This is a genomic window from Paenibacillus sp. S28 (assembly GCF_016624415.1).
GTDB classification, from domain to species: Bacteria; Bacillota; Bacilli; order Paenibacillales; family Paenibacillaceae; genus Paenibacillus_AQ; species Paenibacillus_AQ favisporus.
In genome coordinates, this window is record NZ_JACVTM010000008.1 from 29,599 (window position 1) to 54,275 (window position 24,677).

At 52.4% G+C, this 24,677-nt stretch carries 17 protein-coding genes; 11 read left to right on the top strand and 6 right to left on the bottom strand.

Features of this window, described 5'->3' with window-relative positions; all coding sequences use genetic code 11:
- Positions 1-162 precede the first annotated feature (162 nt).
- From IAE55_RS19530 to IAE55_RS19565, 8 genes are all read left to right on the top strand, one after another.
- Positions 163-540, top strand: coding sequence for a nuclear transport factor 2 family protein (locus tag IAE55_RS19530; RefSeq protein ID WP_076168916.1), 378 nt, complete (start codon positions 163-165; stop codon positions 538-540).
- A 335-nt stretch (positions 541-875) separates the two neighbouring features.
- Positions 876-3,374 carry a glycosylhydrolase-like jelly roll fold domain-containing protein gene (locus IAE55_RS19535; RefSeq protein WP_200633634.1) on the top strand — a complete coding sequence of 833 codons (2,499 nt, stop codon included), beginning with the start codon at positions 876-878 and terminating at the stop codon, positions 3,372-3,374.
- Positions 3,375-3,755: 381 nt separating this feature from the next.
- Entirely contained in the window at positions 3,756-5,249 is a 1,494-nt protein-coding gene (locus IAE55_RS19540; RefSeq protein WP_234489706.1) for a spore germination protein, read from the top strand.
- A 10-nt stretch (positions 5,250-5,259) separates the two neighbouring features.
- Positions 5,260-6,345, top strand: coding sequence for a GerAB/ArcD/ProY family transporter (locus tag IAE55_RS19545; protein WP_200633635.1), 1,086 nt, complete (start codon positions 5,260-5,262; stop codon positions 6,343-6,345).
- Complete coding sequence (locus tag IAE55_RS19550; RefSeq protein ID WP_145156528.1) at positions 6,342-7,439, top strand: Ger(x)C family spore germination protein; 1,098 nt, start codon at positions 6,342-6,344, stop codon at positions 7,437-7,439. The genes IAE55_RS19545 and IAE55_RS19550 overlap by 4 nt, the downstream gene beginning before the upstream one ends.
- A gap of 150 nt (positions 7,440-7,589) precedes the next feature.
- On the top strand, positions 7,590-7,958 hold the full coding sequence (locus IAE55_RS19555; protein WP_234489707.1) for a MarR family winged helix-turn-helix transcriptional regulator: 369 nt from the start codon (positions 7,590-7,592) through the stop codon (positions 7,956-7,958).
- A 109-nt stretch (positions 7,959-8,067) separates the two neighbouring features.
- Positions 8,068-9,006, top strand: coding sequence for a ring-cleaving dioxygenase (locus IAE55_RS19560; RefSeq protein WP_200633636.1), 939 nt, complete (start codon positions 8,068-8,070; stop codon positions 9,004-9,006).
- Between the two features lie 21 nt (positions 9,007-9,027).
- Positions 9,028-9,636, top strand: a complete 609-nt coding sequence (locus tag IAE55_RS19565) for a flavin reductase family protein (protein WP_200633637.1) — start codon at positions 9,028-9,030, stop codon at positions 9,634-9,636.
- Positions 9,637-9,777: 141 nt separating this feature from the next.
- Here IAE55_RS19565 and IAE55_RS19570 read toward each other — a convergent pair whose 3' ends face one another.
- Positions 9,778-10,374, bottom strand: coding sequence for a GyrI-like domain-containing protein (locus IAE55_RS19570; RefSeq protein ID WP_200633638.1), 597 nt, complete (start codon positions 10,372-10,374; stop codon positions 9,778-9,780).
- Positions 10,375-10,535: 161 nt separating this feature from the next.
- Between IAE55_RS19570 and IAE55_RS19575 the strand changes: the two genes are divergently transcribed.
- Positions 10,536-11,468, top strand: coding sequence for a helix-turn-helix transcriptional regulator (locus IAE55_RS19575; RefSeq protein WP_200633639.1), 933 nt, complete (start codon positions 10,536-10,538; stop codon positions 11,466-11,468).
- Positions 11,469-11,563: 95 nt separating this feature from the next.
- Here IAE55_RS19575 and IAE55_RS19580 read toward each other — a convergent pair whose 3' ends face one another.
- Positions 11,564-12,559 carry an acrylyl-CoA reductase family protein gene (locus IAE55_RS19580; RefSeq protein ID WP_145156534.1) on the bottom strand — a complete coding sequence of 332 codons (996 nt, stop codon included), beginning with the start codon at positions 12,557-12,559 and terminating at the stop codon, positions 11,564-11,566.
- A 79-nt stretch (positions 12,560-12,638) separates the two neighbouring features.
- Positions 12,639-13,508 carry an alpha/beta fold hydrolase gene (locus IAE55_RS19585; RefSeq protein WP_186381810.1) on the bottom strand — a complete coding sequence of 290 codons (870 nt, stop codon included), beginning with the start codon at positions 13,506-13,508 and terminating at the stop codon, positions 12,639-12,641.
- Between the two features lie 103 nt (positions 13,509-13,611).
- Here IAE55_RS19585 and IAE55_RS19590 point away from each other — a divergent pair, with 103 nt between their 5' ends.
- Entirely contained in the window at positions 13,612-14,508 is an 897-nt protein-coding gene (locus IAE55_RS19590) for a LysR family transcriptional regulator (RefSeq protein ID WP_186327559.1), read from the top strand.
- A 12-nt stretch (positions 14,509-14,520) separates the two neighbouring features.
- Here the strand turns inward: IAE55_RS19590 and IAE55_RS19595 are convergent, their stop codons facing one another.
- Genes IAE55_RS19595 through IAE55_RS19605 form a run of 3 tightly spaced genes read right to left on the bottom strand, consistent with a single transcriptional unit; the run spans position 14,521 to position 18,187 of the window.
- Complete coding sequence (locus tag IAE55_RS19595) at positions 14,521-15,657, bottom strand: Ger(x)C family spore germination protein (protein WP_186381812.1); 1,137 nt, start codon at positions 15,655-15,657, stop codon at positions 14,521-14,523.
- Between the two features lie 8 nt (positions 15,658-15,665).
- On the bottom strand, positions 15,666-17,105 hold the full coding sequence (locus tag IAE55_RS19600) for a spore germination protein (protein ID WP_200633640.1): 1,440 nt from the start codon (positions 17,103-17,105) through the stop codon (positions 15,666-15,668).
- Positions 17,102-18,187, bottom strand: a complete 1,086-nt coding sequence (locus IAE55_RS19605; protein WP_200633641.1) for a GerAB/ArcD/ProY family transporter — start codon at positions 18,185-18,187, stop codon at positions 17,102-17,104. Before IAE55_RS19605 ends, IAE55_RS19600 begins: the two co-directional genes overlap by 4 nt.
- Positions 18,188-18,428: 241 nt before the next feature.
- Between IAE55_RS19605 and IAE55_RS19610 the strand changes: the two genes are divergently transcribed.
- Positions 18,429-24,671, top strand: coding sequence for an invasin domain 3-containing protein (locus tag IAE55_RS19610; RefSeq protein WP_267918365.1), 6,243 nt, complete (start codon positions 18,429-18,431; stop codon positions 24,669-24,671).
- Positions 24,672-24,677: the final 6 nt, after the last annotated feature.

Here is a 24,677-nt window from a genome sequence, read left to right on the forward strand (position 1 = left end):
CGAAAAAATGGGTGGAAAGAGAGCGCCTGTTAACAGGAAGCCGACCCTGCTTTTCATGAATAAGGTGCGCTCCATTGGCATACGGACGAAGGGAGGTATACAATACCATTTGGGCGAGCATCGCAAATAACCCATGAAAAATCTGTTCATAGGAGGGGAACCATGCCGCAGGAAGACGTGATCAAAACCGTGATGAAACAGTATATTGACCGCTTCAATCAGGATGATGTGGAAGGCGTGCTTTCCCTTTTTGGGGAAGAAGCCACCGTGGAAGATCCGGTCGGTTCACCGGCTGTAGAAGGGAAATCCGCAATCGCTGAATTTTACAAAAAGGTGGTTAATGGAAATACCCGAATCCGGCTTGAGGGACCCATACGGGGATCTCACGGCAATTCGGGAGCCATGGCGCTGCAAATTACGACCTCAGCTGAAGGGAAAACCATTTCCATACCGGTCATTGAAGTGATGACCTTCGACGAACAAGGCAGCATCGCTTCGATGAAGGCATACTGGGGACCGGGGGATATGGTCATTAAGTAATACGGTATTGGCATGGGTGCCGCCGTACTGGAGCACATGCTGCCCGGTGCGGCGGCTTTATTTCTTCTGGGGAACAGGATGCACGGGGATACTCACGACACCAGATAATCATAAAACTTGATTTTTTTCACGTCCGGCAGCAGGTGATATTCTGGGGAGGCGCAGCCCTGAAGTCCAAATTATTATATGATTTCGCACTATTTTAATATTGTCCTTTCCACTGCATGACGGTAAGATCGTTGTAGTTTGAATTGAAACCGCTTCCTAAAAAGAATTCCATATGCGTATTTCTACAGGTATGGATTGCTGATCAACGTGAAAATGAGGTGCAGTTCATGACGGAAATCGAAAATCTTAAACAGCAGTTTGCCGATCCGCCTGCTGAATTCAGCCCTATTCCTTTTTGGTTCTGGAACGATGCCCTGACCGAGGAGGAAATCATCCGCCAAATCCATGATTTTTATGCCAAAGAGGTGGCAGGGTTCGTCATTCACCCGCGGATGGGCATGCCCAGAGAGATCCCTTATTTGTCGGAGAAGTACATGGACTTGGTCGAAACAGCCGTATCGGAAGCCGCCGATCTGGGGATGCGGGTCATTCTGTATGATGAAGGGATGTATCCTTCCGGGTCCGCCTGCGGACTCGTCGTGCAGCAGAATCCCGGGTTTGCCAGCCGGGGGTTGCGGCTTCAGGAGATCCCATGCGATAAAGGAGTAGGCCCCGTCAGGGTCCCCATCGCGCTGTCCCCAGGGGAGACGCTGGTGTCGGTTCAAGCCGTCATCAAGCCGTCTGCAGGTGAGGCTCAAGTTGAAACGGCAATCGTGCTCGAATGTGAGAACGACGGCGTGTCGTTCACGCCGCCGGCCGTAGGAAATTGGTCGGTTTTATTGTTCATCGAGACTCCATCGCGGGGAACCATCCGCGGCGTTCATCCCGGACAGGACGATGGCGAGCCGGACGCCCCATTAGCGGCCGATTTGCTGAATCCGGATGCGGTGAAAAGCTTTATTACGATAACGCATGAAAGATACTATCAAAAGCTGCATCACTATTTTGGATCGACCATATTCGCCTTTTTCACCGACGAACCGGATTTGCTCGGCCGCGGCCATATCAGGGGTCTGAAGCCATGGACGAACGGCTTCCTGAATGAGCTTATCGAAGGCGGCTTTCGCGAGCAGGATTTGCCGGCGCTATGGTTCGAGACGGGAGAATCGGCTGCTTCGGTCCGCGAAGCCTACGAAACGGCGGTTCGGAACCGGCTGGGTCGCACGTATTATAAGCAGATTGCCGATTGGTGCGAAGCGCACGGCATCAGTCTTACCGGTCATCCGGCGGGAAGCGACGACATCGGGCTGCTGGAGCATTTTCATATTCCCGGGCAGGATGTCGTCTGGAGGTACATTGCACCCGAAGACGGCAAGTCGCTCACCGGCGTGCACAGCACCATGGGCAAGTGCTCATCGGATGCCGCCCGCCACCGGGGAAGACGAAGAAACCTGAACGAGTGCTTCGGCGTTTGCGGAATCGAGGGCGGCTGGTCGCTGACCGCCGACAATATGAAATGGTACCTGGACTGGCTGTTCGTCCGGGGTGTCAATCTGATCAGCCCGCATGCCTTTTATTACTCCATCCGTGGGGAGCGCAGGGACGAGCGTCCGCCGGATGTCGGACCTCATAACATATGGTGGCCGGAATACGGCCGGTTCGCAAGATACATCAAGCGGATGAGCTGGATGATGACGGGCGGCATAAACGGAGCGGAGGTCGCCGTATTGGCGGGGGCCAAGCACCTGCCTTGGCAAATCGTCAAGCCGCTGTATGAGCAGCAGATCGAGTTCAATTACTTGGAGGAATCGCTGCTGAACACCTTCTGCGAGTTAGAGGACGGGACGATTGCGATTGCCGGTTACCGGTATATAGCGCTCCTGATTGAGGATTCCCTGCGGCTTGCGCCGTCCAGCCTGCAATTCCTGAGGACGTTTGCCGATCAGGGCGGGGTGATCATCGAATGGAGTCCTGAAAGAAAGGATAGCGCGCATATCGGCCAGGTCGAGGTAAGCCGTGCCGAAGAGGTTCCGGAAGCGCTGGGGCGCAGGCTGGGCTGGAAGCATAGGCTCGAACCCGCCGCGGAAGCGATTCGGATCACTCGGGTGATGAAGAACGATATCTGTTTCTATGTCATCGTCAATGAGGGCGAACAAAGATACGAAGGTAACTTGCGGATCAACCACACCGGTACGGCGGAATATTGGCGGCCTTGGACAGGGGAATGCGAAGCAGCGGGGACGCTTCGAACAGAGGATGGACAGATCGTTGACTTACGTATAGAGCGCAGGGAATGCATCATCCTTGCCGTGGATCCGGCCTCGGATGACCAAGGGACAGGCTTCAGAGTGGAGCCGGCGAAAAGCAAGAGGGATGGGGACGTATCGGTGGAGGACCTGTCGGAAGGCTGGCAGGTGATGGATGGTCCATGGACCGGGGAGCTCCCTTCGCTGTCGTCATGGACTCATTGGGAAGGGATGGACCACTTCTCGGGAACCGTTGTTTACGAGCGGAGCCTCGAGCTCGCAGACCCGTCCGCGTGGTCGGAACTCCTGCTTGATCTCGGCGATGCTCATGAATTCGTTCAGCTCGAGGTGAACGGCAGGGAGGCGGGGGTCCGGATGTGGAAGCCTTACATTTTTGACCTTGCCGAAACGGCGGTGCTTCCCGGAACGAACCGCCTGCGTGTGTCCGTCACGAACAGCCTGGCCAACCGCTACGACGGCAAGTCCTTCCCGTCCGGGTTGATTGGCCCGGTACAGCTGATGAAGGTGCCGCATCATTGAGATTTCTTTGGCAGGAAGACATGAGTTCGTGACGGCAAGTTGTCGAACCACTCATATGAAAGGTAACTCTTCGCTGCAGGCTGATCTGTTAAGGGATAGCGGATGACGTTACCAGTTTGACGGCCAGCTTGACGAAGCGGCACAGCGGTTTGAGTTTGAACCGGGACATAATTTCAATTGAGATCATCTTAAAATAACGGCAGGATCTGCTCCTCTTCCTGCGGCTGCACAGCGACTGTGCAGCCGTCCGAAGGGGAGTTTTCGCTTTTTGCCGTCATTGGCTCATATACGCATGCGCAACGATTCTCAAGTATATGGGTTCTGCGAGATGGCGAAAATGATGAGAAAGATTCATAAACCGTGCTGCAAGGGGACCGACAAATGTCATTTATCAAACAACTATGGAAAGCCATGCTCAAGGATGAATCTAAATCACAGGAAGCGATTGTCACACCATACACGGAAAACAATGAAAGACCATCCCTTCAACATACGCTGGAGCAATTTGACGATTGCGCCGATCTGGTGCATCGAGCTTACCCCAAACTTCAAGTTGATATCGTGTACTTTAGTCCCATGATGGATATGGACAAGCTGACTCGCGACGTATTAACCCCGATAATGCAGGCTGGTGAAGATGAAGTATCCGACTTGTTGGAGCAAAGCCAGTTTTCCAAAAATGAGGACAGCAAGCAAATCATTAAAGGGATTCTTTCCGGGCGGGCTGCTATCTTTTACGGGCAATCCGCCTATTTAGTGGATGTTTTTGGCCCTGAATCGCGCGCCGTTACCCAATCCGAAACGGAGACGGTCATAACCGGTCCCCATGATGCTTTTACAGAACGGGCGGGAACGAATCTGGCCCTGATTCGCAGCCGAATTCGAAGCTCACATTTAAAAGTGATCCAGTTGTCCGTGGGGGAAGTCACCAAAACGGATGTGTTTATCCTTTATATAGAAGGAATTGCAAACATGGATTATGTCCATGAGGCGATAAGCAGAATTAAAGCCATTGAAATGGACGCCGTGTATGACACCTCAATGCTCATCCAATGCATAGAGGACAGCCCGAAATCCGTGTTTCCCCAATTCATTACATCGGAACGTCCGGACGCGATTGCATCCAAGCTAGTATCCGGGCGGGTGGTCGGGCTCTGTGACGGGAGTCCTTCAGCATTTAGTGCCCCTACATCCGTGTTCGAATTTTTCTCTTCCTCGGACGATTACTACCAACGATGGATGGTCGGTACAGGGATCCGCCTGCTGAGATTCGTGGCCTTTATCATCACGGTGGCCTTCACCGCCCTTTACGTGTCCGTCACGACGTATCATTATGAGATGATTCCTGAAAATCTTCTGATCCCGTTAACGGAATCCAGAAGCAGGGTTCCCTTTCCGCCTTTATACGAAGCTCTGCTGATGGAAACCACGATCGAGCTGCTAAGGGAAGCCGGCGCACGGCTGCCTACTAAAATCGGGCAAACCATCGGTATCGTCGGGGGGATTGTGATAGGACAGGCAGCCGTTCAGGCCGGTCTGACAAGTAATATTTTAATTATCGCCGTGGCGATCTCTGCGATCTCCTCCTTTGTTATTCCCAGTTATGCCATGAGCGGCTCGATTCGAATCATCCGTTTCGGAATCATCGTATTGGCAGGAATATGGGGGAACTTCGGGATTGCGATCGGTTTCACCGCGATCATTATTCATCTTGGGGGAGTGCTCAGCCTTGGTACGTCATATTTAACTCCCGTTGCCCCGTTTAAGTTTAGGGATTGGAAAGATACGTTTATCCGGGCTCCATTTTTTATCCTGGATGAAAGACCTACGCAATCCAAGACTCCAAACCGGATAAGACAAAAGCCCAGAAGGTAGGTGACGGCTCATGAAGGAGAAGTTATCTGCGTTTCACGCCACCATATTAATCTATATGACCCAAGTCGGCGTATTCAGCTTCAGCCTTCCCCGAATGCTTGCCCAGCATTTTGGAACGAACGGTTGGCTTGCGATATTCATTATGGCGGCCTTTGTATTTCTAAACACCGCGATCATTGCTGTTGTTTATCGGCTGTCCAAAGGGAAATCCGTATTTGAAACGCTGGAAAGGTCGATTCCCAAAATCGTTCTGTTCCCGCTTTACCTTTTTTTATGCTGTTTCTGGGTAACGATCGGCTGTTTAGCCGCGAAGGAGTACATATTTATCTTTCAAATTATCGCTTTTCCTTCGACCCATCCGATGATCTTTATGTTTATTTTTTGTGTGCTTGCCTATTTATTAATTAATAAGGGAATTTACAATATTGCCAAAGTTTCGACCGTTTTTTATATCATCACGGTGTGGATCCTTTTTTTGTTCTTTTTTTACTATCATGACTTTAAGTGGACCCGGCTTACGCCTTTCATTTTTCAAGGTGGAAATCCGGACAAAATCAAAGGGTTTTTCGATGTGTATCCGGCTTTTCTCGGATACGAGCTGACCATACTGCTTTTTCCATATGCGGACAAAAAAACGCATCTAATGCGGTCGGCATTTATAAGCAGCGGGCTGGTGACCATCGTATATGCGTTCATTGCCTTCGTCTCATTTGGCTTTTTCAGTTTGGGCTATCTGAAGGTGCTGCAATACCCGATTCTGGTCTTGTTTGCGTATGTTCACCTTCCGCTCATAGAACGCATTGAGAATCTGCTTTACGGTTTTCTCTTGTTTACGACCATGATCACAACGGTGATGAACAGCTGGGCTGCCGTTGAGGTCGGGAAAAGGATGTTCCCCAAATTAAAAAATGCCGTATTAAGCTTTTTGATCATATTGTTCGGTTATGTGATCTCCTTTATCCCGGAGGTGCTGATGGAGGCACAGAGGTGGCTGAATTACGCAGCTTACATAGAAACCGGTCTTGCTTTCGGCTTCCCGATTGCTTTGATCCTGTTGTTGCTTATTCAACGAAGCAGAGGTGAATTACAATCATGAACAAAAGATGGCCCGGATTATTGTTGACCCTTGCCATGCTTACGGGATGCGACGATCAGCACATATTGGAGAGAACCGGATTTTGCCACACGATCAGCTATGATCTTTTGCCGGACCATAATTTTAAAATCGGACTGAGCGTACCCAAGGCAGATCCGAACTCCAAGACGGACCGGGAGGTGCTGCAAGCCATCGCCCACAGCAGTAAGGACTCACAACCGAAATTGGTCAGACAAACCAGTCTGCTGCTGGTTAACGGACAGCTGCGGAACCTTCTCTTCAGCCTGCCTTTAGCCGAGGGCGGTCTTTTGGACCAAATGGATACACTGAGCCGAGATCCATCGATTCCGCCTAAAGTCAAGATTACTTTGGCTGATGGCGATGCCTATGATTTGCTTAAAAAAAATTACAAGGAGCACCCCCGAACCGACCGGTACATTTATACTTTGCTGGAAAAGGAAGCGGCGTATCAAACGGTGCCTGAGGCTACCCTGTACGAATTCATACGGGATTATTACGATGACGGAATTGATCCGATCGCTCCCATCATCAAAGACGCGGGAGATACGATTACGGTCTCCGGCGTAGGACTGTTTAGAGGGGACAGATATATTACCAGGATCAAACCGGATGATTTGAACATATTGGCTTTGTTACGACATAATCTGCGGCATGCGGATATGACAATCCATCTGGCCTCGGAAGGACAGCACAAAGAGCTGATCACCTTCAACTATCTGAAGAGTGACCGGAAGATCGATGTTCTTCGCGACAAGAGCGGCAAACCCATGGTGATGATTCATATCAAGGCGTCCGGATCGGTGCTCGAGTATATCGGAAAATTGAAGCTGCACAGTGATGCGGACCGAAATACATTATTGCAGCAGGCAGCCAGGCATCTAGAGAGCAGAGCCGAAGAGATGATCAAGTTTTTGCAGGATAACAAGGTGGACAGCATCGGGATTGGTGCTTATGTGCGCAACAGTATGAGTTATGCGTCCTGGAAGAAACTTGACTGGTATGAAGAGTATGCTCATCTTACCGTGAAATGCAAGGTCGATTTAAACATCATCAACTCTGGACAAACCCTCTAGAAGCGGCTAACTGAGGCAGGGAAGGGGTTATTCAGAAAGACGAAAAAAAGGGGGTTGACACCAACCGCATTTAAGCATAGAATTTTCTCATAATCAAATATCTCAATTTAAAGACAAATTAATTTAAGGTTTTTGAAGGGTGGGAATCGGATGCAATCGACATGCAAAAATAAAGCGTACCTGGCGTTAATGCAGACTTCTAAAGAAATCCAGGAATGCATTAGAGCCGAGCTGGCGAAAACCGACCTTCACGTTACGGAATTTTCAGTATTGGAAGTCCTCTACTTCCATGGTAAGCAGACGATCCACGAAGTGGCGCAGCGCATTTTAGTGTCAAGCGGATCCATGACGTATGTGATCGATAAGCTGGAGCGCAAGAATATGCTCAAACGGGTACCGTGTCCTGACGACCGCCGGGTGATCCATCTGGTTCTTACCCCCGACGGGGAAGCGTTCATGCAGTCCATCATGCCGAGACATCAGGAGCGGGTTGAGCAGCTGGTTCGGATCACTGTCTGAAGAGGAGTCGGGAACCTTCGTACAGCTGCTCGGAAAAATCCAGCATCAGCTTCATGCGCAGGTTTAACCATCATCATATCCAAATAACGAGATACCGGAGGAATTTAAAATGAGTAAAAAAACGATGGGAATTCACCATATTACAGCAATTGTAGGTCATCCGCAGGAAAACGTCGATTTTTATGCCGGCGTATTGGGGCTTCGCCTGGTAAAGAAAACCGTCAACTTTGACGATCCGGGTACCTATCATTTGTACTTTGGCAATGAAGGCGGCAAACCGGGGACGATCATTACATTCTTCCCTTGGGCAAACGCGTATCAGGGCAAAATCGGCGACGGCCAGGTTGGAGTAACCTCTTATGTTGTTCCTGCCGGTGCGATGTCCTTCTGGGAAAAACGGCTGGAGCAGTTTCAGGTTCCTTTTACAAAAACGCAGCGCTTTGGCGAAACGTACTTGACGTTTGACGATCCGCACGGACTCCATCTGGAAATCGTTGAGCGGGAGGAAGGGGAGCCTAATGCCTGGAGCTTTGGCAGCGTAACTGCGGACGTTGCGATCAAAGGATTCGGAGGCGCGACCCTGTATTCTGCGCATCCGGAGCAGACGGCGGAATTGCTGGAGAACGTGATGGGTCTGGAACTCATCGGCAAAGAAGGGGATTTGGCCCGGTATCGCTCTACCGCAGATATCGGCAACGTCATCGATCTGAAGCTGGCCTCGGCAGGCCGCGGCCAGATGGGGGTCGGAACGGTTCACCATATTGCCTGGCGGGCCAAAGATGATCAGGATCAGCTGGACTGGCAAAGCTATGTTGCTGACAACGGCTATCATGTGACGCATGTACGCGATCGCAACTATTTCAATGCCGTCTACTTTAAAGAGCATGGCGAAATCTTGTTTGAAATTGCCACCGATCCTCCAGGATTTGCCCACGACGAGACTTTGGAAACGATGGGACAGCAGCTGATGCTGCCGGCGCAATACGAACCTCACCGCGCTGAGCTTGAACGGGTTCTGCTTCCGTTTGAAGTCAGAACACTGGACTAATTGAAGGGAGGGGCAACCTGTATGATATCCATCGATCCCCAAGCCCAGAGCGAAAGGGATAACTACAAGCTGCTGATTGGCAGCATCATTCCCAGGCCGATCGCGTTTGTGACGACGAAATCACAGGATGGCGTATTGAACGGGGCGCCATTCAGCTACTTTAACATCGTGTCCAGTAACCCTCCGATGATTTCCCTGTCCATTCAGCGGTCAGGCGGCGAACTTAAGGATACGGCCAGAAACATTCGCGACCTCCAGGAGTTAGTCGTTCATATCGTGGATGAGCAGAATGTTCGGCAAGTGAATGAAACCGCGGCCAAGCTGCCTCCGAACCACAGCGAAATCGAATTAGCCGGATTGACGCCAGTCAAAAGCACCAAAGTCTCTGTTCCGGGCGTCGCCGAAGCCAAGATACGGATGGAGTGTGTGCTCGAACAAGCGCTTGAGCTGGGCGGAACGGGTTCTGACGGATGCGACTTCATTATCGCCCGAATCGTTCAGTTTCATATCCAGGAGGATCTGTATGAGAACGGCCGAATCGACGCTCGGCGTCTGGCTGCGGTTAGCCGGCTGGCCGGCAACCATTACGCGCGGATCGGGGACATATTCACGATTGAGCGCCCGCAGTAATTTTGCTCGAATGGAACTGAAAAAATGGCGGTGCAGGGGGTTATCCCTGCGCCGCCATTTTTGACTTCCAATCGATTGCCGCCTCCTTTTGGCAAATTACGGGCAAGCGAAGTGATCCGACCTCAAGGCTCACCTTCTGGTTTATGTTGTGCCCTTTCTTACCGGGTGTCGTAAAATGGTCCTTGCCTTCTCCGGAGGGGTGCTCATGATATCGGAAATATAAATTTCATGATGAAGCCCGTTTTGTACCAGGTTATGTTCCTTCATAAATGCCTCAATCAAATCGACGGTTTCCTGCTCCCGATCATAGGGGCCGTTATGCATCATTTGCACGCATTTACCCTCATTGATCGTTTCTAGGACGATAGATTGAATGAGCGGATTGTCCATGATCGCATTTATTTTGGTCCTCTCCCAATGGCTCTCCGTCACGTAGTCGGGAACTCGTATGAGCAGTTTCCAATACCATTGCTCCATTGGCACTTCCCGAACAGGCTTATTGCTGTCCACCCACCAGAGCCCCTCCAGAACCGGCACGATAAAATCTTTGCCTTCCATCATCATCAGTGATTTGACTCCGTATGCAGAGGTGTGAAGTGCTTGTACAGCAGCCAGGTGGGCAGATCCGCCAGGGGCACCCTGATCGGAAATTGTAAGATAAAGGTTGCTTTCAAGCTCAATCAGTTCGGGGTGATCCGGAGCGTGATAATACTTGTTGTCTGTAATCATTAGATTCATCAAGGTTTGCCTCTCCTTTCGTTTAAGGTGCAGTGACATTGTACTATACCGTTTACGACATCATTATGTCATTAACTGTTCGGTTTTTTTAGGCCAACGTTTTGTGTTTTAATGAGTGTGTATTGAACTATAGTGTGAAGCGGGAATGGAGGACAAGGGCCTTGAAAATCGACAGGCTTCTTGCTATCGTGACGCTGCTGTTGGGGCGCGATAGAATAAGCGGCAAGGAACTCGCCGAACGCTTTGAGGTATCGGTCCGAACGATCTGCCGAGATATCGACGCAATTAATAAGGCGGGTATCCCTATCGTATCCTATACGGGGATCGCTGGGGGTTACGGACTGATCGATCATTATAAACTAGACCGTCAGCTGCTGACTTTTGAAGAACTGTTTGTGATTGAGACGGCTCTGAACGGGATGCTCTCCTCACTGGATGATCAGAAGATCCAACTGTTAATGGATAAAGTACAAGCTCTTATCGTAAAAGCGGAACGTGATCAAATGCAGGAGCATAAGCAGAAAATGATCGTAGACTTTAATCCGTGGGGGCACGGACGATCGGAACAAGACATTATAGAACAATTGCGCGGAGCCATTAAGGACAACCTGATGGTTGAATTTGATTACCCAAACACGATTGGCGAATATTATGCTCGCAAAATAGAACCGATGACGATAGCATTAAAAGGTTATCATTGGTATGTGTACGGGTATTGTACGACTCGGAAGAATTATCGAATCTTTCGATTATCCCGAATAAACAACCTCCGGATTGCCTTAGAGAGCTTTGTTCGCCGAGATAAAACGATCGAGGATTTAGAGGCTTTATGGAACGATCGCGGTCCGGTTACTCGTTTGGAGTTACATTTTCAGCCGCAGGTAAGAACTAGAGTACAGGACTACTTCAAAGCGGAATCGATCACCCCTTTACCTGACGGCTCACTTCAAGTTAAAGGGGAGTTTCTGGAGGATAGTTGGCTATATGATACGATTCTAAGTTTTGGGCCGAATGTCCTTGTATTGGAACCTGAACACATAAGGGCAGAGATCGCCGATCGAGTACGCAGAACTGCTCAATTATATGATAAATGATTTAACTCCTAACAATTGAAAAGACGTGACCGGATTGGCCGTTAACAGCGACCAGCGTTCCAGTACACGTCTCATGCTTTACCATGACAAGCTGCTCAAGTGAGGTTCACGATAGCCCGGCCCCGCATGCGGCCTTGAAGAATTTGAGTCAACGCGTCCGGCAGATCGGGCAGCGCAATCTCGTGAACGACGGAATCGAGCATTTCTTCTTCCGGCAACCACTCGGCCGCGATCCGTCCCCACACCTTGCGCCGGAGCTCCATAGGGCTCTGCACCGAGTCAATGCCGAGCAGATTAACGCCGCGTAAAATAAACGGAAGTACCGATGAGGCGAAGTCCATTCCCCCGGTAAAACCGCTGACAGCGACAGAGCCTCCGTAACGGACCGATCTTAGGACATGAGGCAGAAGAGCCCCGCCTACCGGATCGACCGCACCGGCCCACCGCTCCTGATGAAGGGAGCGTCCTTCAGGCAATTCCAGCTCTTGGGGCGAGATGCATTCGGTGGCGCCTAGTTTTTGCAAATACTCGGCTTCAGCGCTCTTACGGGAGCTGGCCGTCACGTCATAACCTGACCGCGCCAGCATGGCGACGGCCCAGCTTCCCACGCCGCCGGTGGCGCCGGTCACGAGCACAGGGCCTTGGCCGGGAGCCAGCCCGTTCTCCTCCATCCGGTGAATGGATAACGCAGCGGTGAACCCGGCGGTGCCGACCGCCATCGCTGCCTTCGCCGACATACCCGGCGGCAGGGGGACGACCCAAGCAGCGGGAACCCGCGTCATTTTGCTGAAGCCACCCGGATGGGATACCCCCAATCCGTATCCCGTAACGAGGACTTCGTCTCCCTCACGGAATGCAGGATCAGACGAAGCGACGACGGTTCCGGACAAGTCGATTCCCGGAATATGCGGGTAACTGTTCACGATATTGCCTCCAGGGATGCTGGCCAGCCCGTCTTTATAATTCACGCCTGAGTATGCAACACGGATCGTTACGTCTCCTTCCGGCAGATCGTCCAGCGAATAGCCCCGTATTTCCGGCTTCAGCTTTTCCCCTTTCCAATCTACCGTTAATGCTTGATAAGTGTTCATTTTTGATGCCGCCTCTCTTGAAAAATGATGGATGATTTGCAGAAAATTAAGCTCTGAGCATCGATTCAGCGTTTCAGATTCAGCTCTGCCCGATCGAATCAACAAACTCTTTGAGTTCCAGATTAAAGCGCTCCGGCTGATCCCAAAAGACCGCATGTCCTGCTTCTTCATACAGGGATACCCCGGAATGGGGGATGATTTCAGCGGTTCGCCGGCTGGCCTCAAGCTTCACGGTGCAATCCTGGGCTCCGTGCGTGATCCGAACGGGCTTCGTCATCGACGACAATACATCGTCGTTCGTGATCTGCCTGTTAAAGATTCCTTGATGTACGAATGCCGGAACGACCACATTGGATCCGAGAAAGAGATAGTGCTCCTCGCGGGTCAAAGTGTGATAAAACACGCTTTGCCCCAGCCACTGGTCCAGCGTGTTGATCCGAACCATCGGTTCGTCGGAGAAGAGGCCCGCCGACATGTTCAGCGTGTCGCTTCCCATATCGGCTATTAAGGATTCCCTGCCCAGCCGGGTTAAAGCACCAGCAAACAGGATACCTCCAATTTCGTTCTCCCCATACTCCCGGATATAGTCGAGAAGGGGGATTCCCGCGAATGACCACCCGACCAATACCGGTTGAATCAATCCCATCTCTCGGATGACTGAATGAATATCCTCTGCCCACAGCCGTCCATCGGCATACCCTTGCGCCGGTTTATCCGATTGCCCGTGTCCGCGAAAATCCATCGTTACCAGGCGGTAATCCAGAGCAAGCTCCGAATGAATCTGCTTCTTCCAACACAAGCTACACTGCGATCCGCCGTGCAGGAACAGCATCGGGCGGCCATGGACATTGCCCGATTCCTCGACATGGAGCTTAACGCCACCGCCCCCAGTTACCGTAAAAGACACGGGCTGCCGCAAGTGGTTTAGCATCTGCTTATCGAACGTCATCTGCGATCCCTCCTTATAGTTAGAATCGTATCCTTGTTCATTCATTTCGTCTAATTTATAATTCGTATATAAATCATGCATAAATGTAATGGATGAGGAGGGGATGAAAATCGAGTGGCAGCAGATTGAGTATTTTATTGCGGTGGCGAAGCTGCAGCATATGACGAAGGCGGCACAGCAGTTATCCCTGTCCCAGCCTGCCTTGAGCCGTTCCATTGCAGGCTTGGAGAAGGAGCTGGGCGTGGCTTTGTTCGAACGGAGTGGACGTAATCTGGTCCTGAACCGGTTCGGACGCCTTTTTCTGGAACGGGCCGAACATGCTTTTCGTGAAATTGAGCAAGCCAAACAGGAGATCGCAAACCAAATCAATCCGGAGGCGGGTGTGATTTCCCTTAGCTTCCTGCATACGCTCGGAGCTCAGCTGATCCCGAGCCTGCTCGGTTCCTTTCGGGAGCGTTATACCGACATCCGTTTTGAGCTTCATGAGAGCTCCAATCAACAATTGCTTACGCTCATCTCCAATCACGAATGCGATTTCGGCCTTTCCACGCCCGAGCTGCTGGATGACAAGTTCAACTGGCATTTGCTCGGCATGCCCGAATTATTTCTGGCCCTTCCGCAGCATCATCGGTGGAGCAGCAAAAGCCAAATCAGTTTGGAGGAGCTGCAGGATGAGCCTTTTGTCGGTTTAAAGACGACCTGCGGGTTAAATTTCACCATCAACCAATTGTTCGAAAAAAAACAGATTCGCCCGAACACCGTATTTGAAGCGGACGAATTGGATACGGTGGCCGGGCTCGTTTCTGCGGGTTTTGGAGTTGCCTTGCTGCCGAAGACGATAGGTGTTCAAAATCATCAATTGCACTGGGTGAAGGTCGATGACCCGGCATGCAAGCTTCCGATCGGCGTAGTATGGAAAAAAGACAGGCCGCTTACCCCGGTATCGGAAACTTTCCTTGACTTCATCCGCGAAAAATATCCCTTGGTTCAACAGGAGTAATGCTGTATCATTTCATCGCATTTTGGAAATACCGCCGCTGATCAAATTCACCTTGACGGTAATGATACCAATGCTGCCCCGATCCAGCTTTAATTGGCCTTTGGCGCTGAGTTCCTGCCATTCCTTGGGCATGCTGCGGTACAGTTTTGCCGACAGGCTGTACACGTCAATGTCCTTCTCCAACCCCTTTACATACGTGTCCATGATCTGACTTTTGACTTCTTTGGCAGCCTGCAGCTCAAGCTGTTGTCGATGAAGGCTTGTGCTCAGCTGCGGAAGCGTACCCTGCATGGAAACCTTGATATCGAAGACAGGTTTCCCGTTGACGGTACGTGGCCGGATCGAAGATTTGATGTTGTTCATGACGATGACGGCTTTGATTTTCTTTTTTTCCTTGATGATCAGGGGCGTTCTTATCGTTTTTTTCTCCGTCCAGCGGAGTCCCAGGATATCTTGGGCCGGAAGACAGCTCCGGAACTTCTGATGATCCAGAAAGCATACGCCGGCCATGCTGTTGTTAGGGGACTGCTTCTGGTTGTCGGTCCAACCCGATACGGTTTCCAGGTAAGGCAGTTGGACCGTTTCACCTTTTTCTTTCCATTTCCAAATGAATTTGTACATATACAGCGGGGCGACAATGGAGCTTTGTTCATAAGACCGCATCGGGCTGTTCAGCTGCGAGTATATGGCGGACAGTTCGCTGGTTGACGTCGCATTGAGCACCCGCTCCAAGGGTTCCCTAGTGGCCATTGCCCATACGGTATAACGAAACTCGTAATACCGGTCCCATACGTCAAAAACCTGATCGATCAGTCCGTGCTTTAATGCATTCTCGGTAAAGACAACCGACTTCACGTTGCTCCAGACAATTCGCTGCGGACTCGATTCGTACAGGTTGAATACCGCGGCGTCGAACGCATCGCCTTCAGCTTTCCCGACATAGGTCTTCTGCTGTTGGGACTGCCCCGATTCTTTCTTGGCAATCCCTCCAAAGTTAACCATTTGGATGTACACGACGACTTTGTCTTTGACATAATCTACGCCTAGTGTATTTACATAGATCATATGATCGATTTCCCTCGTTCCCCAGCAGCCGGTCAGCAGCGTGGAGAGCAGGATCACAGTTAAAATGCATCTTATCGTTCTCATGCCTCTACTCATCCTTTGTTTCCGGATTGGTCGGTGAATTTTCCTTTGCCCCAAGGCATGCGGAAAAGGACCTTAAACCATTCCTTAAATTGCGGTGGGGATAGAGGGGCCAAATAAGGGGTGCCAAAGGATCGAAGATTGACCAGGAACAGGACGAGCGCCAGCAGGCTCGTCAGCGTGCCGAACAGTCCTAGAAACCCGCTGATCAGCAGAATCGCCAGCCTTAGCAAGCTTACCACCGTGACCAAGGATTGGTTCACCAGTGTAAAGGTGGATACGACCGATATCGCCGTAACGACGATGGTTCCCGGTGCTGCAATCCCGGCGCTAATGGCCGCCTGGCCAATAATCAACCCGCCGACGACCGACAAGGTCTGTCCGAAGGATGAAGGCAATCTCATCCCCGCCTCCCTGAAAATCTCGAATAGCAGCAGGCTCACCACAGCCTCCAAAGGGACGGGGAGCGGCACGCCTTGCCTGGAATTGACGATGGTCGCCAGCAGGGTGAAAGGGATCTGATCCTGATGGTATGTCGTAACCGCTGTCCAAAAGCCCGGCAAAAAAAGCGACAGCAAAACCCCGCTTATTCTTAATAATCTGGTGAAGGCCACAAAGACATTGACGTAATGAGCGTCTTCCGACGTGTTAAGCAGAAGGTTAAAGGTCACGGGGGCAAAGACCACCGTCGGCGAACCGTTCATCACCAGCACGAATTTGCCATGAAGCAGCGCGTTTACGGCGTAGTCCGGTCTGCCCGTGTAGGACATCAGCGGAAAAAAGGAAAAGCCTGTCAACGTTTCTTCCAGCTGCGTATTGCTGATCAGGCCCTTGGTACGTACGTGCGTAAGCCTGGAGCGAATTTCATCAAGTACGTTCTTCTGAATTTCACCCTTATGGTACATCAGAAATACCTCGGTCGACGTTTCGGATCCGATCGTGAACGCTTCAACCGCCAGCATCTCAGTCTTGAGCCTTCTTCGAATCAAGGCCAGATTGGTATATGCATCTTCCACAAATCCGTCCCGCGGTCCGCGGGACGACACCTCTGTATTGGGCTCCTCCGGCTGCCGTAAGGGCGGATCGGCTACGGTCACCGAGTAAAACTGATACGTAGGTTTGAATAGGAGCAGAAGATTTCCGTTCAGCACCGTTTCCTTGATGGCTTCTTCACGGCCTTTTTCAGGCAGGTTTTTCATGTGAAATGGAACCTTCTGCTGCAGGTTCATCTGGTCCGATCGAAAAATATCTTCAGAAATGTCCTTCAGCGCAGGAATGATATCCTGCTCCACTTTGTTGACGTCACACAACCCTTGGCAGTACAGCAGCTGAACGCTGTAGTCTGCATTGGATAGCTGGAGGGTTATATTCTTAATATCCGCACTCGAATCGAATAAGCGGGAGACCAAAGCATCGATCGCTGAACCGTTCCGGCTGCTTTTTCTGATCATGATGCTGCTTTCCCCCTTCGCTTGGCCAGCAGGATGAGTCCGGCCATAATCACCGAAAACGCCAGCACTCCCCACAGCGAGATAGGGAGCAAATAGTTGGACATTATTTTTAAAAATGCCTGATCGCTGATCGGCATGGTTGAGATGAAAAGGATGACCGCGTATAGGCAGCCCAGCATCCAGGCTTTTCCCCTTTTGCTCTGGATCCGGAATATGTCCAGCATGAGAAACAAGGTGAGGGAAATCCGGATGAACGCGCCGCTGAACCACTGGTACACGCTAAAAAAGTCCAGATGTTCGATGTAGCGGCCGATCGTGAGCAGTCTCCATTCCTCGTAAGCCGGAAACCTCAGCTTGGCCGCTTCGTCCGTCCCGAATTCCGTGATGGCACCGATTAGCGGCCCAAAGGTAAGGCCTGCCAGCAGGAATATGATGATCATAAAAGATAGATACGACAGGCGGGTTTTGATGTGATGATGCATGAAGAACAGCATGATCACTTCCGAGAAGCCGGCTCCGACATAGATCACCCCGCGCCACACCGGCTGCATGCCATGGGCGAGAAGCGGTTTAAGCAAGGAATAATCTTTATGCGGAGTGTTCGAAAACATGACGAAAAAGCCGAGCAGGACGACCACGGGCAGCAGAACGCTGGCCGTATTGGCAATCGATTGGATACCAAGGTACGCGTTGGCCACCGAAATGAAGAGAAAAATCAAGGCGAACACCAGAATCGGTGTTTCAGGGGAAAAGGTCTGGTGGATCCAGTAGACGGTATCCCGGGTCGTGACCGTGCATATCGCAAAGAGGTAGATCGCTACCGCTCCGGCCAGCACCCTTGCAACGAAAGGGTGGTAAGCTTTCGAGACCATCTCGAATATCGGCTGCTTGCCGATTTTACGGATTCCGAAAGACAGGATGGCAATCCACGCTAGAGAGCATGCTCCCGCAAGAAGTATGGACATCCAGGCGTCCCGATCGGCCGCATCCAGCAGAACCGGAATGATGATGACATGGTTCATCAGCCCCGTGCTGAGCATCAAGATCATGACCGTTTGAATAAACGAAATAGGGGTTTTCATGGTCATCTTCCTCCTGATTTGGCAATCCTTCCTTCTTATAGTGGGATATTTTAGATGAATTATACTGTCGAACCAAAACGAAGGCAGAGGATAACATGAGCTTCTTATGACAGTAGTAGCATCAGCTTTATTAAAAAGAGTTAACCTTTGTTAATCGACAACGCCACTTTTCGCTCCTATAATGATTCAATCTTAGGTTTAGGAGTTGATCATATTGCTTTGGCGATGGAAACAGGCTGGATTGATATTCCTTTGTTTATGCATCGGGCTTCCATCCATTTATTCATTTCCGCCTGTACAAGCATTCGCTTCTTCAGCGGCTGCGCCTTACGATATTCAAGACATAGCGGCTGGCGGTTATCACTCCCTCATGCTGACAGCTGACGGTACCGTTTGGGGTTGGGGGGGCAACGAGGCTGGCGAAGTAGGCAACGGGACGAGCGGGAATAATGTCCAGCGTCCAGTGCAAGTGCTGCAAACGGGCGGAACGGTCCTGACGGGCGTAACCGGAATAACAGCAGGCACCTGGCATTCAGCCGCCCTAAAGTCGGATGGAACCGTCTGGACATGGGGATTCAATAGGTATGGACAGCTTGGCGACGGAACCATGACGGACCAATCCCAAGCCGTTCAAGTGATAACTTCCGCTGGGGTGCCCCTCACCGAAGTAAAAAGAGTTCAAGCGGCAGGCCAAGAAACGTTTGTGATTAAAAATGACGGTACTCTGTGGGGCTTCGGGATCTCCGGCACATTGGCGGGTACCGACAATTCCAGCAATCGGGCGGTCCAAATCAAAGCTTCGGCCAATGCGTATTTAACCGGTGTTAAGGATGTGGCCGGCAGTCAATACCACGTGTTGGCCCTCAAAGAAGACGGGACGGTCTGGGCTTGGGGGTATGGCGGCTATGGAGCCCTGGGAAACGGATCAACAAAAGATGCCGAATACCCGGTGCAAGTAAAAATGAGCAGCGGAGACCTCCTAACGGATGTCGTTGATGTTGCCTCGAATGATATTGCCTCGTTTGCATTAAAGAGTGACGGGACGGTCTGGAGCTGGGGGAACAATTTGTACGGTAACCTCGGCAATGGAGGCGGAAACACAACGACTGCCATCCAGGTACTCGACTCAACAGGCGAACCGCTTACGGATGTCGTTGGGGTTGCAGGCGGTATCCAAATCAACGTAGCCATGAAGAGCGACGGTACGTTATGGTGGTGGGGTCTTCAAAATTCGGGATATCCCAAAGCGACCAAGGTGAACCTAGCCGGCGTTACCAGCTTCTCGGCCGGAGCCAATTTTGGCGTCGGGCTGCTGAGTGACGGCACGATATGGAGCTGGGGGTGGAACACCGACGACCAGTTTGGAGTGGATACCAACAAGCTCACATATTCCATAAACCCGATCAGGACCTATCCCGCAGGCGCAAATTTTGCAGCGAATCCTGGATCGGTTCAGGCAGACGGGATTAGCAAGTCAGCTATTACAGTTACGCTGAAGGATGGGATTAACGAGTCTCTTACAGCTGGTGAGGGGCAGCTCGAACTAATGTCTACGCTCGGTCGTCTTAGCGAAGTAACAGATAATGGAAACGGGACCTACAGCACCGAATTGACTCCGGGCTCTGAAGCAGGTACGGCGAAAATTACGGGGACGATCAACGGCTATCCGTTGTCCGGGCAGGGATCGGTGGTAATCACACCGTTAGCGGCATCGACCGAGGCATCCACGCTTACTGTAAATCCCCTATCCTTGACCGCGAATGGGACGAGTAAAGCCACGGTTACCGTACAATTAAAAGATGCGAACGGGAACAGCCTGACGGCCAGCGGCGGATCAGTAACGCTCAGAACGACGGCAGGGACATTGGGTCCGGTCAGCGACAAGGGGGATGGCACCTATACAGCCATTGTGACCTCGCCGACCACTGTGGGAACGGGTGTCGTCAGCGCGAAGTTGAACGGAAAGGCTCTGAGCCAAACGGCAAATGTAAAGTTCATTCCCGGAGCGGCATCGGCTTCCCAATCCGTTCTGTCGGCGAGCCCAACGACGCTTACGGCGAACGGCAGCAGCAAGTCGACCATCACTGTTCAACTGAAGGATGCGAACGGCAACAACTTGACCGCCAGCGGTGGAACGGTGACGCTCAGCACAACGGCGGGAACGCTGGGTGCGGTAACGGACCGCGGAGACGGCAGCTATACAGCCCAGCTTACGGCACCGGCAACTGCCGGTACGGCCACGGTCAGCGGGAAAGTATCGGGAACATCCATGAGCCAGACGGCCACCGTCGGCTTTGTCCCCGGCCCGGCATCTGCCGCCAAGTCCACGGTAACTGCGGCTCTATCGTCGATCACGGCAGACGGGAGAAGCAGCACAACCATCGCTGTTCAATTAAAAGATGCGAATGGCAATAACTTGACGGTCAGCGGTGGACCGGTGACGCTGAGCACGACGGCGGGGACGCTGGGAGCGGTAACGGATCACGGAGACGGGAGCTATACAGCCGAGCTCACGGCGCCAACCGCTGCCGGAAAGGCTGCGATCAGCGGCAAACTGTCGGGAACAAGCTTGTCGCAGACTGCTGCCGTAACTTTTGTCCCAGGGGCGTCTTCCGCGGCCAAGTCAACTCTGACGGTAAGTCCGGCTACCCTTACGGCCGATGGGACCAGTAAAGCGACAGTTACCGTTCACCTTAAGGACGCCTACGGAAACAGCCTGACGACCAGCGGCCGAGTCGTGACGCTGGGCACGACGGCCGGCAAGTTAGGTCCCGTGACCGATCACGGCGACGGCAGTTATACAGCCGAGCTCACGGCGCCAACAGCCGCCGGTCCGGCCGTCGTCAGTGGGAAACTGTCAGGCACGGCCCTGGCGGAGACCGCCGCTGTGACTTTTGTTCCAGGTGCGGCATCCGCCGCCAAATCGGCCTTGAGTGCAAGCGAGAGCGCGATCACGGCGGACGGGAGCAGCCGCACGAAGGTGACCGTGCAGCTTAAAGATGCCTACGGGAACCAGCTTACGGCCAGCGGCGGCCCCGTGTCATTAAGCACCACGGCCGGGGCATTGGGAGCGGTGACGGATCATGGAAACGGCAGTTATACGGCTGTGCTTACAGCACCGACGGCGGCCGGAACGGCGGTGATCAGCGGGAAGCTGTCGGGAACAAACATGGCACAGACAGCGACTGTCCATTTTGTTCCGGGTGCGGCATCCGCCGCTGCATCAGCTATTTCCGCACGCGAGAGTTCGATCACCGCGGACGGCAGCAGCCAGACGTTGATTACCGTCCAGCTGAAAGACGCCTACGGGAACGACCTGACGACCAGCGGCGGACCGGTGACGATCAGCACAACAGACGGGACGCTGGGCACCGTAACGGATCATGATGACGGCAGCTATTCGGCCGTGCTTACGGCATCTACTGCCGCTGGACCGGCGGTAATCAGCGGGAAGCTGTCGGGAACAAGCCTGACGCAGACAACGACCGTCCATTTTGTTCCGGGTGCGGCATCCGCCGCTGCATCGGCCATTTCCGCACGCGAGAATTCGATCACAGCAGACGGCAGCAGCCAGACGTTGATCACGGTGCAGCTGAAGGACGCCTACGGGAATAACTTAACGACGAGCGGCGGAGACGTAATGCTCAGCACGACAGGCGGGACGCTGGGCACCGTGACGGATCACGAAGACGGCAGCTACACAGCAGTGCTTACGGCACCGCTTGGAACCGGCAAGGCAGTGATCACCGGGAAGCTTGATGGGGTTGATCTGGAAGGGAAGACAATGGTCGATTTCGTACCGGGAGCAGCTTCACCGGAGACGTCCTTATTGACTGTCAGTCCGAACGTGATCACCGCTGATGGACAGAGCACTTCCACCATCACCGTTCAGCTTAAAGATGCCTATGGGAACAATCTGACCTCAAGCGGGGGAGACCTCGAGCTCATGGCCGACTCGGGTTCCATAAGCGAAGTAACCGATTATGGCAGCGGAACGTATTCCGCCGTCCTGACTTCTTCGAAAGCGGCAGGAACGGCCACCGTCACCGGCGTATTAAACGGTGTTGAATTAACGCAGACAGCCACGGTCATCTTCTCGCCGGGGGCCCCTTCGGCGGCAGTCTCAACGGTCTCCGTTGACAAGGACAGTGTAACGGCAGACGGAATCAGTTCGGCTGCGGTCAGCGTCCGGCTGAAAGACGAGAACGGAAATGACGTTTATTCGGATGACGGCAGTCAGGTGCAGATCTTATCGTCGCTTGGCTCGATCACGGACACAGCGGTTCTTCCGGACGGAAGCTATGAAGCTTCGGTCACGTCGACAACGGCCGGAACAGCTGTTTTGACCGCTACGCTGGACGGAATTCCGCTTGAGGGTAAAGCTGAGGTTGAATTTACGGCTGGACCCTATGTATTGGAAAGTTCCGTCATCACAGCCGGCGCGACGGAGCTTCCGGCGAATGGACTCGGTCTCTCAGTAATCACGATCGAAATCAAAGACGCTTTCGGTAACCTGACAGATCAGCATCCGGAGGTTCATGGTGACACAACGCTTGGCAACCTTTCAGATTTTACCTATAAGAGCCAGGGTGTCTATACCGCGCTGATCAGCTCTTTCCAATCGGGTACCGCGGTGATCCGCGGATTTATTGGCGAGGAAGAGCTGATGCCGGAGATCCGTATCGACTTTGGCGACGGCATGTTTATCGTTCCTTCAGACTATTCCATTGAAGTGGGGGGAAAGGCCCCTACGGTGGTGCAAACGGTAGATGGATCATCGACCGTCGATTGGACCTCAGAAGTCCAGTGGCAATATGATCCGGAAATGATCAAAGTGGGTCAGGAGGATGACAACTGGTATATTTACGGCTTGAAGCCTGGAACGAGCGTAGTTTCGGCCGTATATGGCGAAGGAGCCGAGGCCCTGACGGCGACAGCTTCCGTCACGGTGTATGCCGTTCTGAACGGATTGACATTGGATTCTCCTTCCTACGATTTACGGACGCGCGGACAAATACGGATTCAGGCCATCGCCAGTTATTCGGATCAAACGGAGAAAGATGTGACCGGATTGGTGGATTACCATATCGATGATCCGAACATAGCCAAGGTAGACTCCGATGGACTGGTTACGGGGCTGACAGCCGGGCAAACCGTCATTACGGCAACGTACGGAGGACAGGCGGCGACTGCGCTGATCAGGGTCAGCGAGCCGGTCATTGCCGGAGGAGGCAGCAGTGGTTCGTCGTCTAACGCTGGCGGTAAACCGCCCGAAACGCCGGCTCTTCAGCCGCTCTCCCTCCAAATCGAGTACGATCAAATGAAAGGGACGATCTTGCTTCACGAGGAAGAGGTCAAGCAAGGGCGCATCCATGTGCGTACCGAGGAAGGAGATCAGAGCTGGGGGCTCCGTCTTTCCGGACCACTCATCCATCGGCTTTTATCCATCAACCCGGATCTGAAGATCGAGTGGGCGACACCGGGTGGCAGCGTTGTATTGCCGCTCAAGGAGATCAAGATGGCGGATTCGGGTAATCCATCGGAAGGTACGAATGGCGAAGGGTTGTTGTTTACGATGAAACGCCCGGACGCCGGGTTGAAATCACAAATCCAAGACGCCGCAAAGCGCGCGCATGCCGAAATGATAACCGAACCGTTCCAGTTTAATGTCTCGGCGGTTCAGGATGGTGCAGGAATAGCACACGCGGTCAATATAGATAAACTGACTTTTTTGCTTGACGACAGCGCTGGCGGTAAACTTCAGCCTGATCATGCATCTGCTGCCGTTTTACAGCCGACCGGGCAAACCTTCCGTTTCGTTCCGGCTATGTTTGGAAAGGACGCAGCCGGTTCACAGACAGCTACGGTTCTTCATAAAGGCTTCGAAGCGGATGTGATTGTTCTGCTTCAACGAAACGCATCCTTTGCGGATCTTCAGAACCATTGGTCGCAGGGGGATGTCCTGCTGCTTGCCAACAAATGGCTGCTTCAAGGGAAAACGGCGTCCAGCTTCGCTCCCGGAGACACCGTTACCCGGGCGGAATTTGCTGTGCTGCTGGCCCGGGCGCTTCAGCTCCCCGAACAGGCAGGAACAAGTATCTTCGACGATGTTGACGATAAGGACTGGTATGCGGCGGAAGTACAATCGGCCACGAAGGCAGGAATCATCCAGGGGGCAGGTGACGGCGGATTTCTTCCGGATCGCGCGGTAACCCGGCAGGAAATGGCGCTGATGATCAGTAAATTCATGACGTACTCAGGCAAAGCGGATACTCAAGGCAGCGTTGAACAAGTGAGTCTCGAGGGTTTCGCTGACCAAGAAGAGATCGCCAGCTGGGCCCATGATGCGATGATGAAGATCGTTCAGGCGGGAATTATGCAAGGTGACCAGCATGGCGCACTGCGTCCGGACGAGACTTGCACTCGTGCCGAAATGGCGGTCATGATCGTCCGGATGCTGAAGGAAATCCAATATATCAATTAGGCTGTT

Bases quoted from the DNA above. Each gene is read 5' to 3' on its own strand.
- IAE55_RS19530 (WP_076168916.1), top strand. From the start codon at position 163: ATGCCGCAGGAAGACGTGATCAAAACCGTGATGAAACAGTATATTGAC.
- IAE55_RS19535 (WP_200633634.1), top strand. From the start codon at position 876: ATGACGGAAATCGAAAATCTTAAACAGCAGTTTGCCGATCCGCCTGCT.
- IAE55_RS19540 (WP_234489706.1), top strand. From the start codon at position 3,756: ATGTCATTTATCAAACAACTATGGAAAGCCATGCTCAAGGATGAATCT.
- IAE55_RS19545 (WP_200633635.1), top strand. From the start codon at position 5,260: ATGAAGGAGAAGTTATCTGCGTTTCACGCCACCATATTAATCTATATG.
- IAE55_RS19550 (WP_145156528.1), top strand. From the start codon at position 6,342: ATGAACAAAAGATGGCCCGGATTATTGTTGACCCTTGCCATGCTTACG.
- IAE55_RS19555 (WP_234489707.1), top strand. From the start codon at position 7,590: ATGCAATCGACATGCAAAAATAAAGCGTACCTGGCGTTAATGCAGACT.
- IAE55_RS19560 (WP_200633636.1), top strand. From the start codon at position 8,068: ATGAGTAAAAAAACGATGGGAATTCACCATATTACAGCAATTGTAGGT.
- IAE55_RS19565 (WP_200633637.1), top strand. From the start codon at position 9,028: ATGATATCCATCGATCCCCAAGCCCAGAGCGAAAGGGATAACTACAAG.
- IAE55_RS19570 (WP_200633638.1), bottom strand. From the start codon at position 10,374: ATGAATCTAATGATTACAGACAACAAGTATTATCACGCTCCGGATCAC.
- IAE55_RS19580 (WP_145156534.1), bottom strand. From the start codon at position 12,559: ATGAACACTTATCAAGCATTAACGGTAGATTGGAAAGGGGAAAAGCTG.
- IAE55_RS19585 (WP_186381810.1), bottom strand. From the start codon at position 13,508: ATGACGTTCGATAAGCAGATGCTAAACCACTTGCGGCAGCCCGTGTCT.
- IAE55_RS19590 (WP_186327559.1), top strand. From the start codon at position 13,612: ATGAAAATCGAGTGGCAGCAGATTGAGTATTTTATTGCGGTGGCGAAG.
- IAE55_RS19595 (WP_186381812.1), bottom strand. From the start codon at position 15,657: ATGAGAACGATAAGATGCATTTTAACTGTGATCCTGCTCTCCACGCTG.
- IAE55_RS19600 (WP_200633640.1), bottom strand. From the start codon at position 17,105: ATGATCAGAAAAAGCAGCCGGAACGGTTCAGCGATCGATGCTTTGGTC.
- IAE55_RS19605 (WP_200633641.1), bottom strand. From the start codon at position 18,187: ATGAAAACCCCTATTTCGTTTATTCAAACGGTCATGATCTTGATGCTC.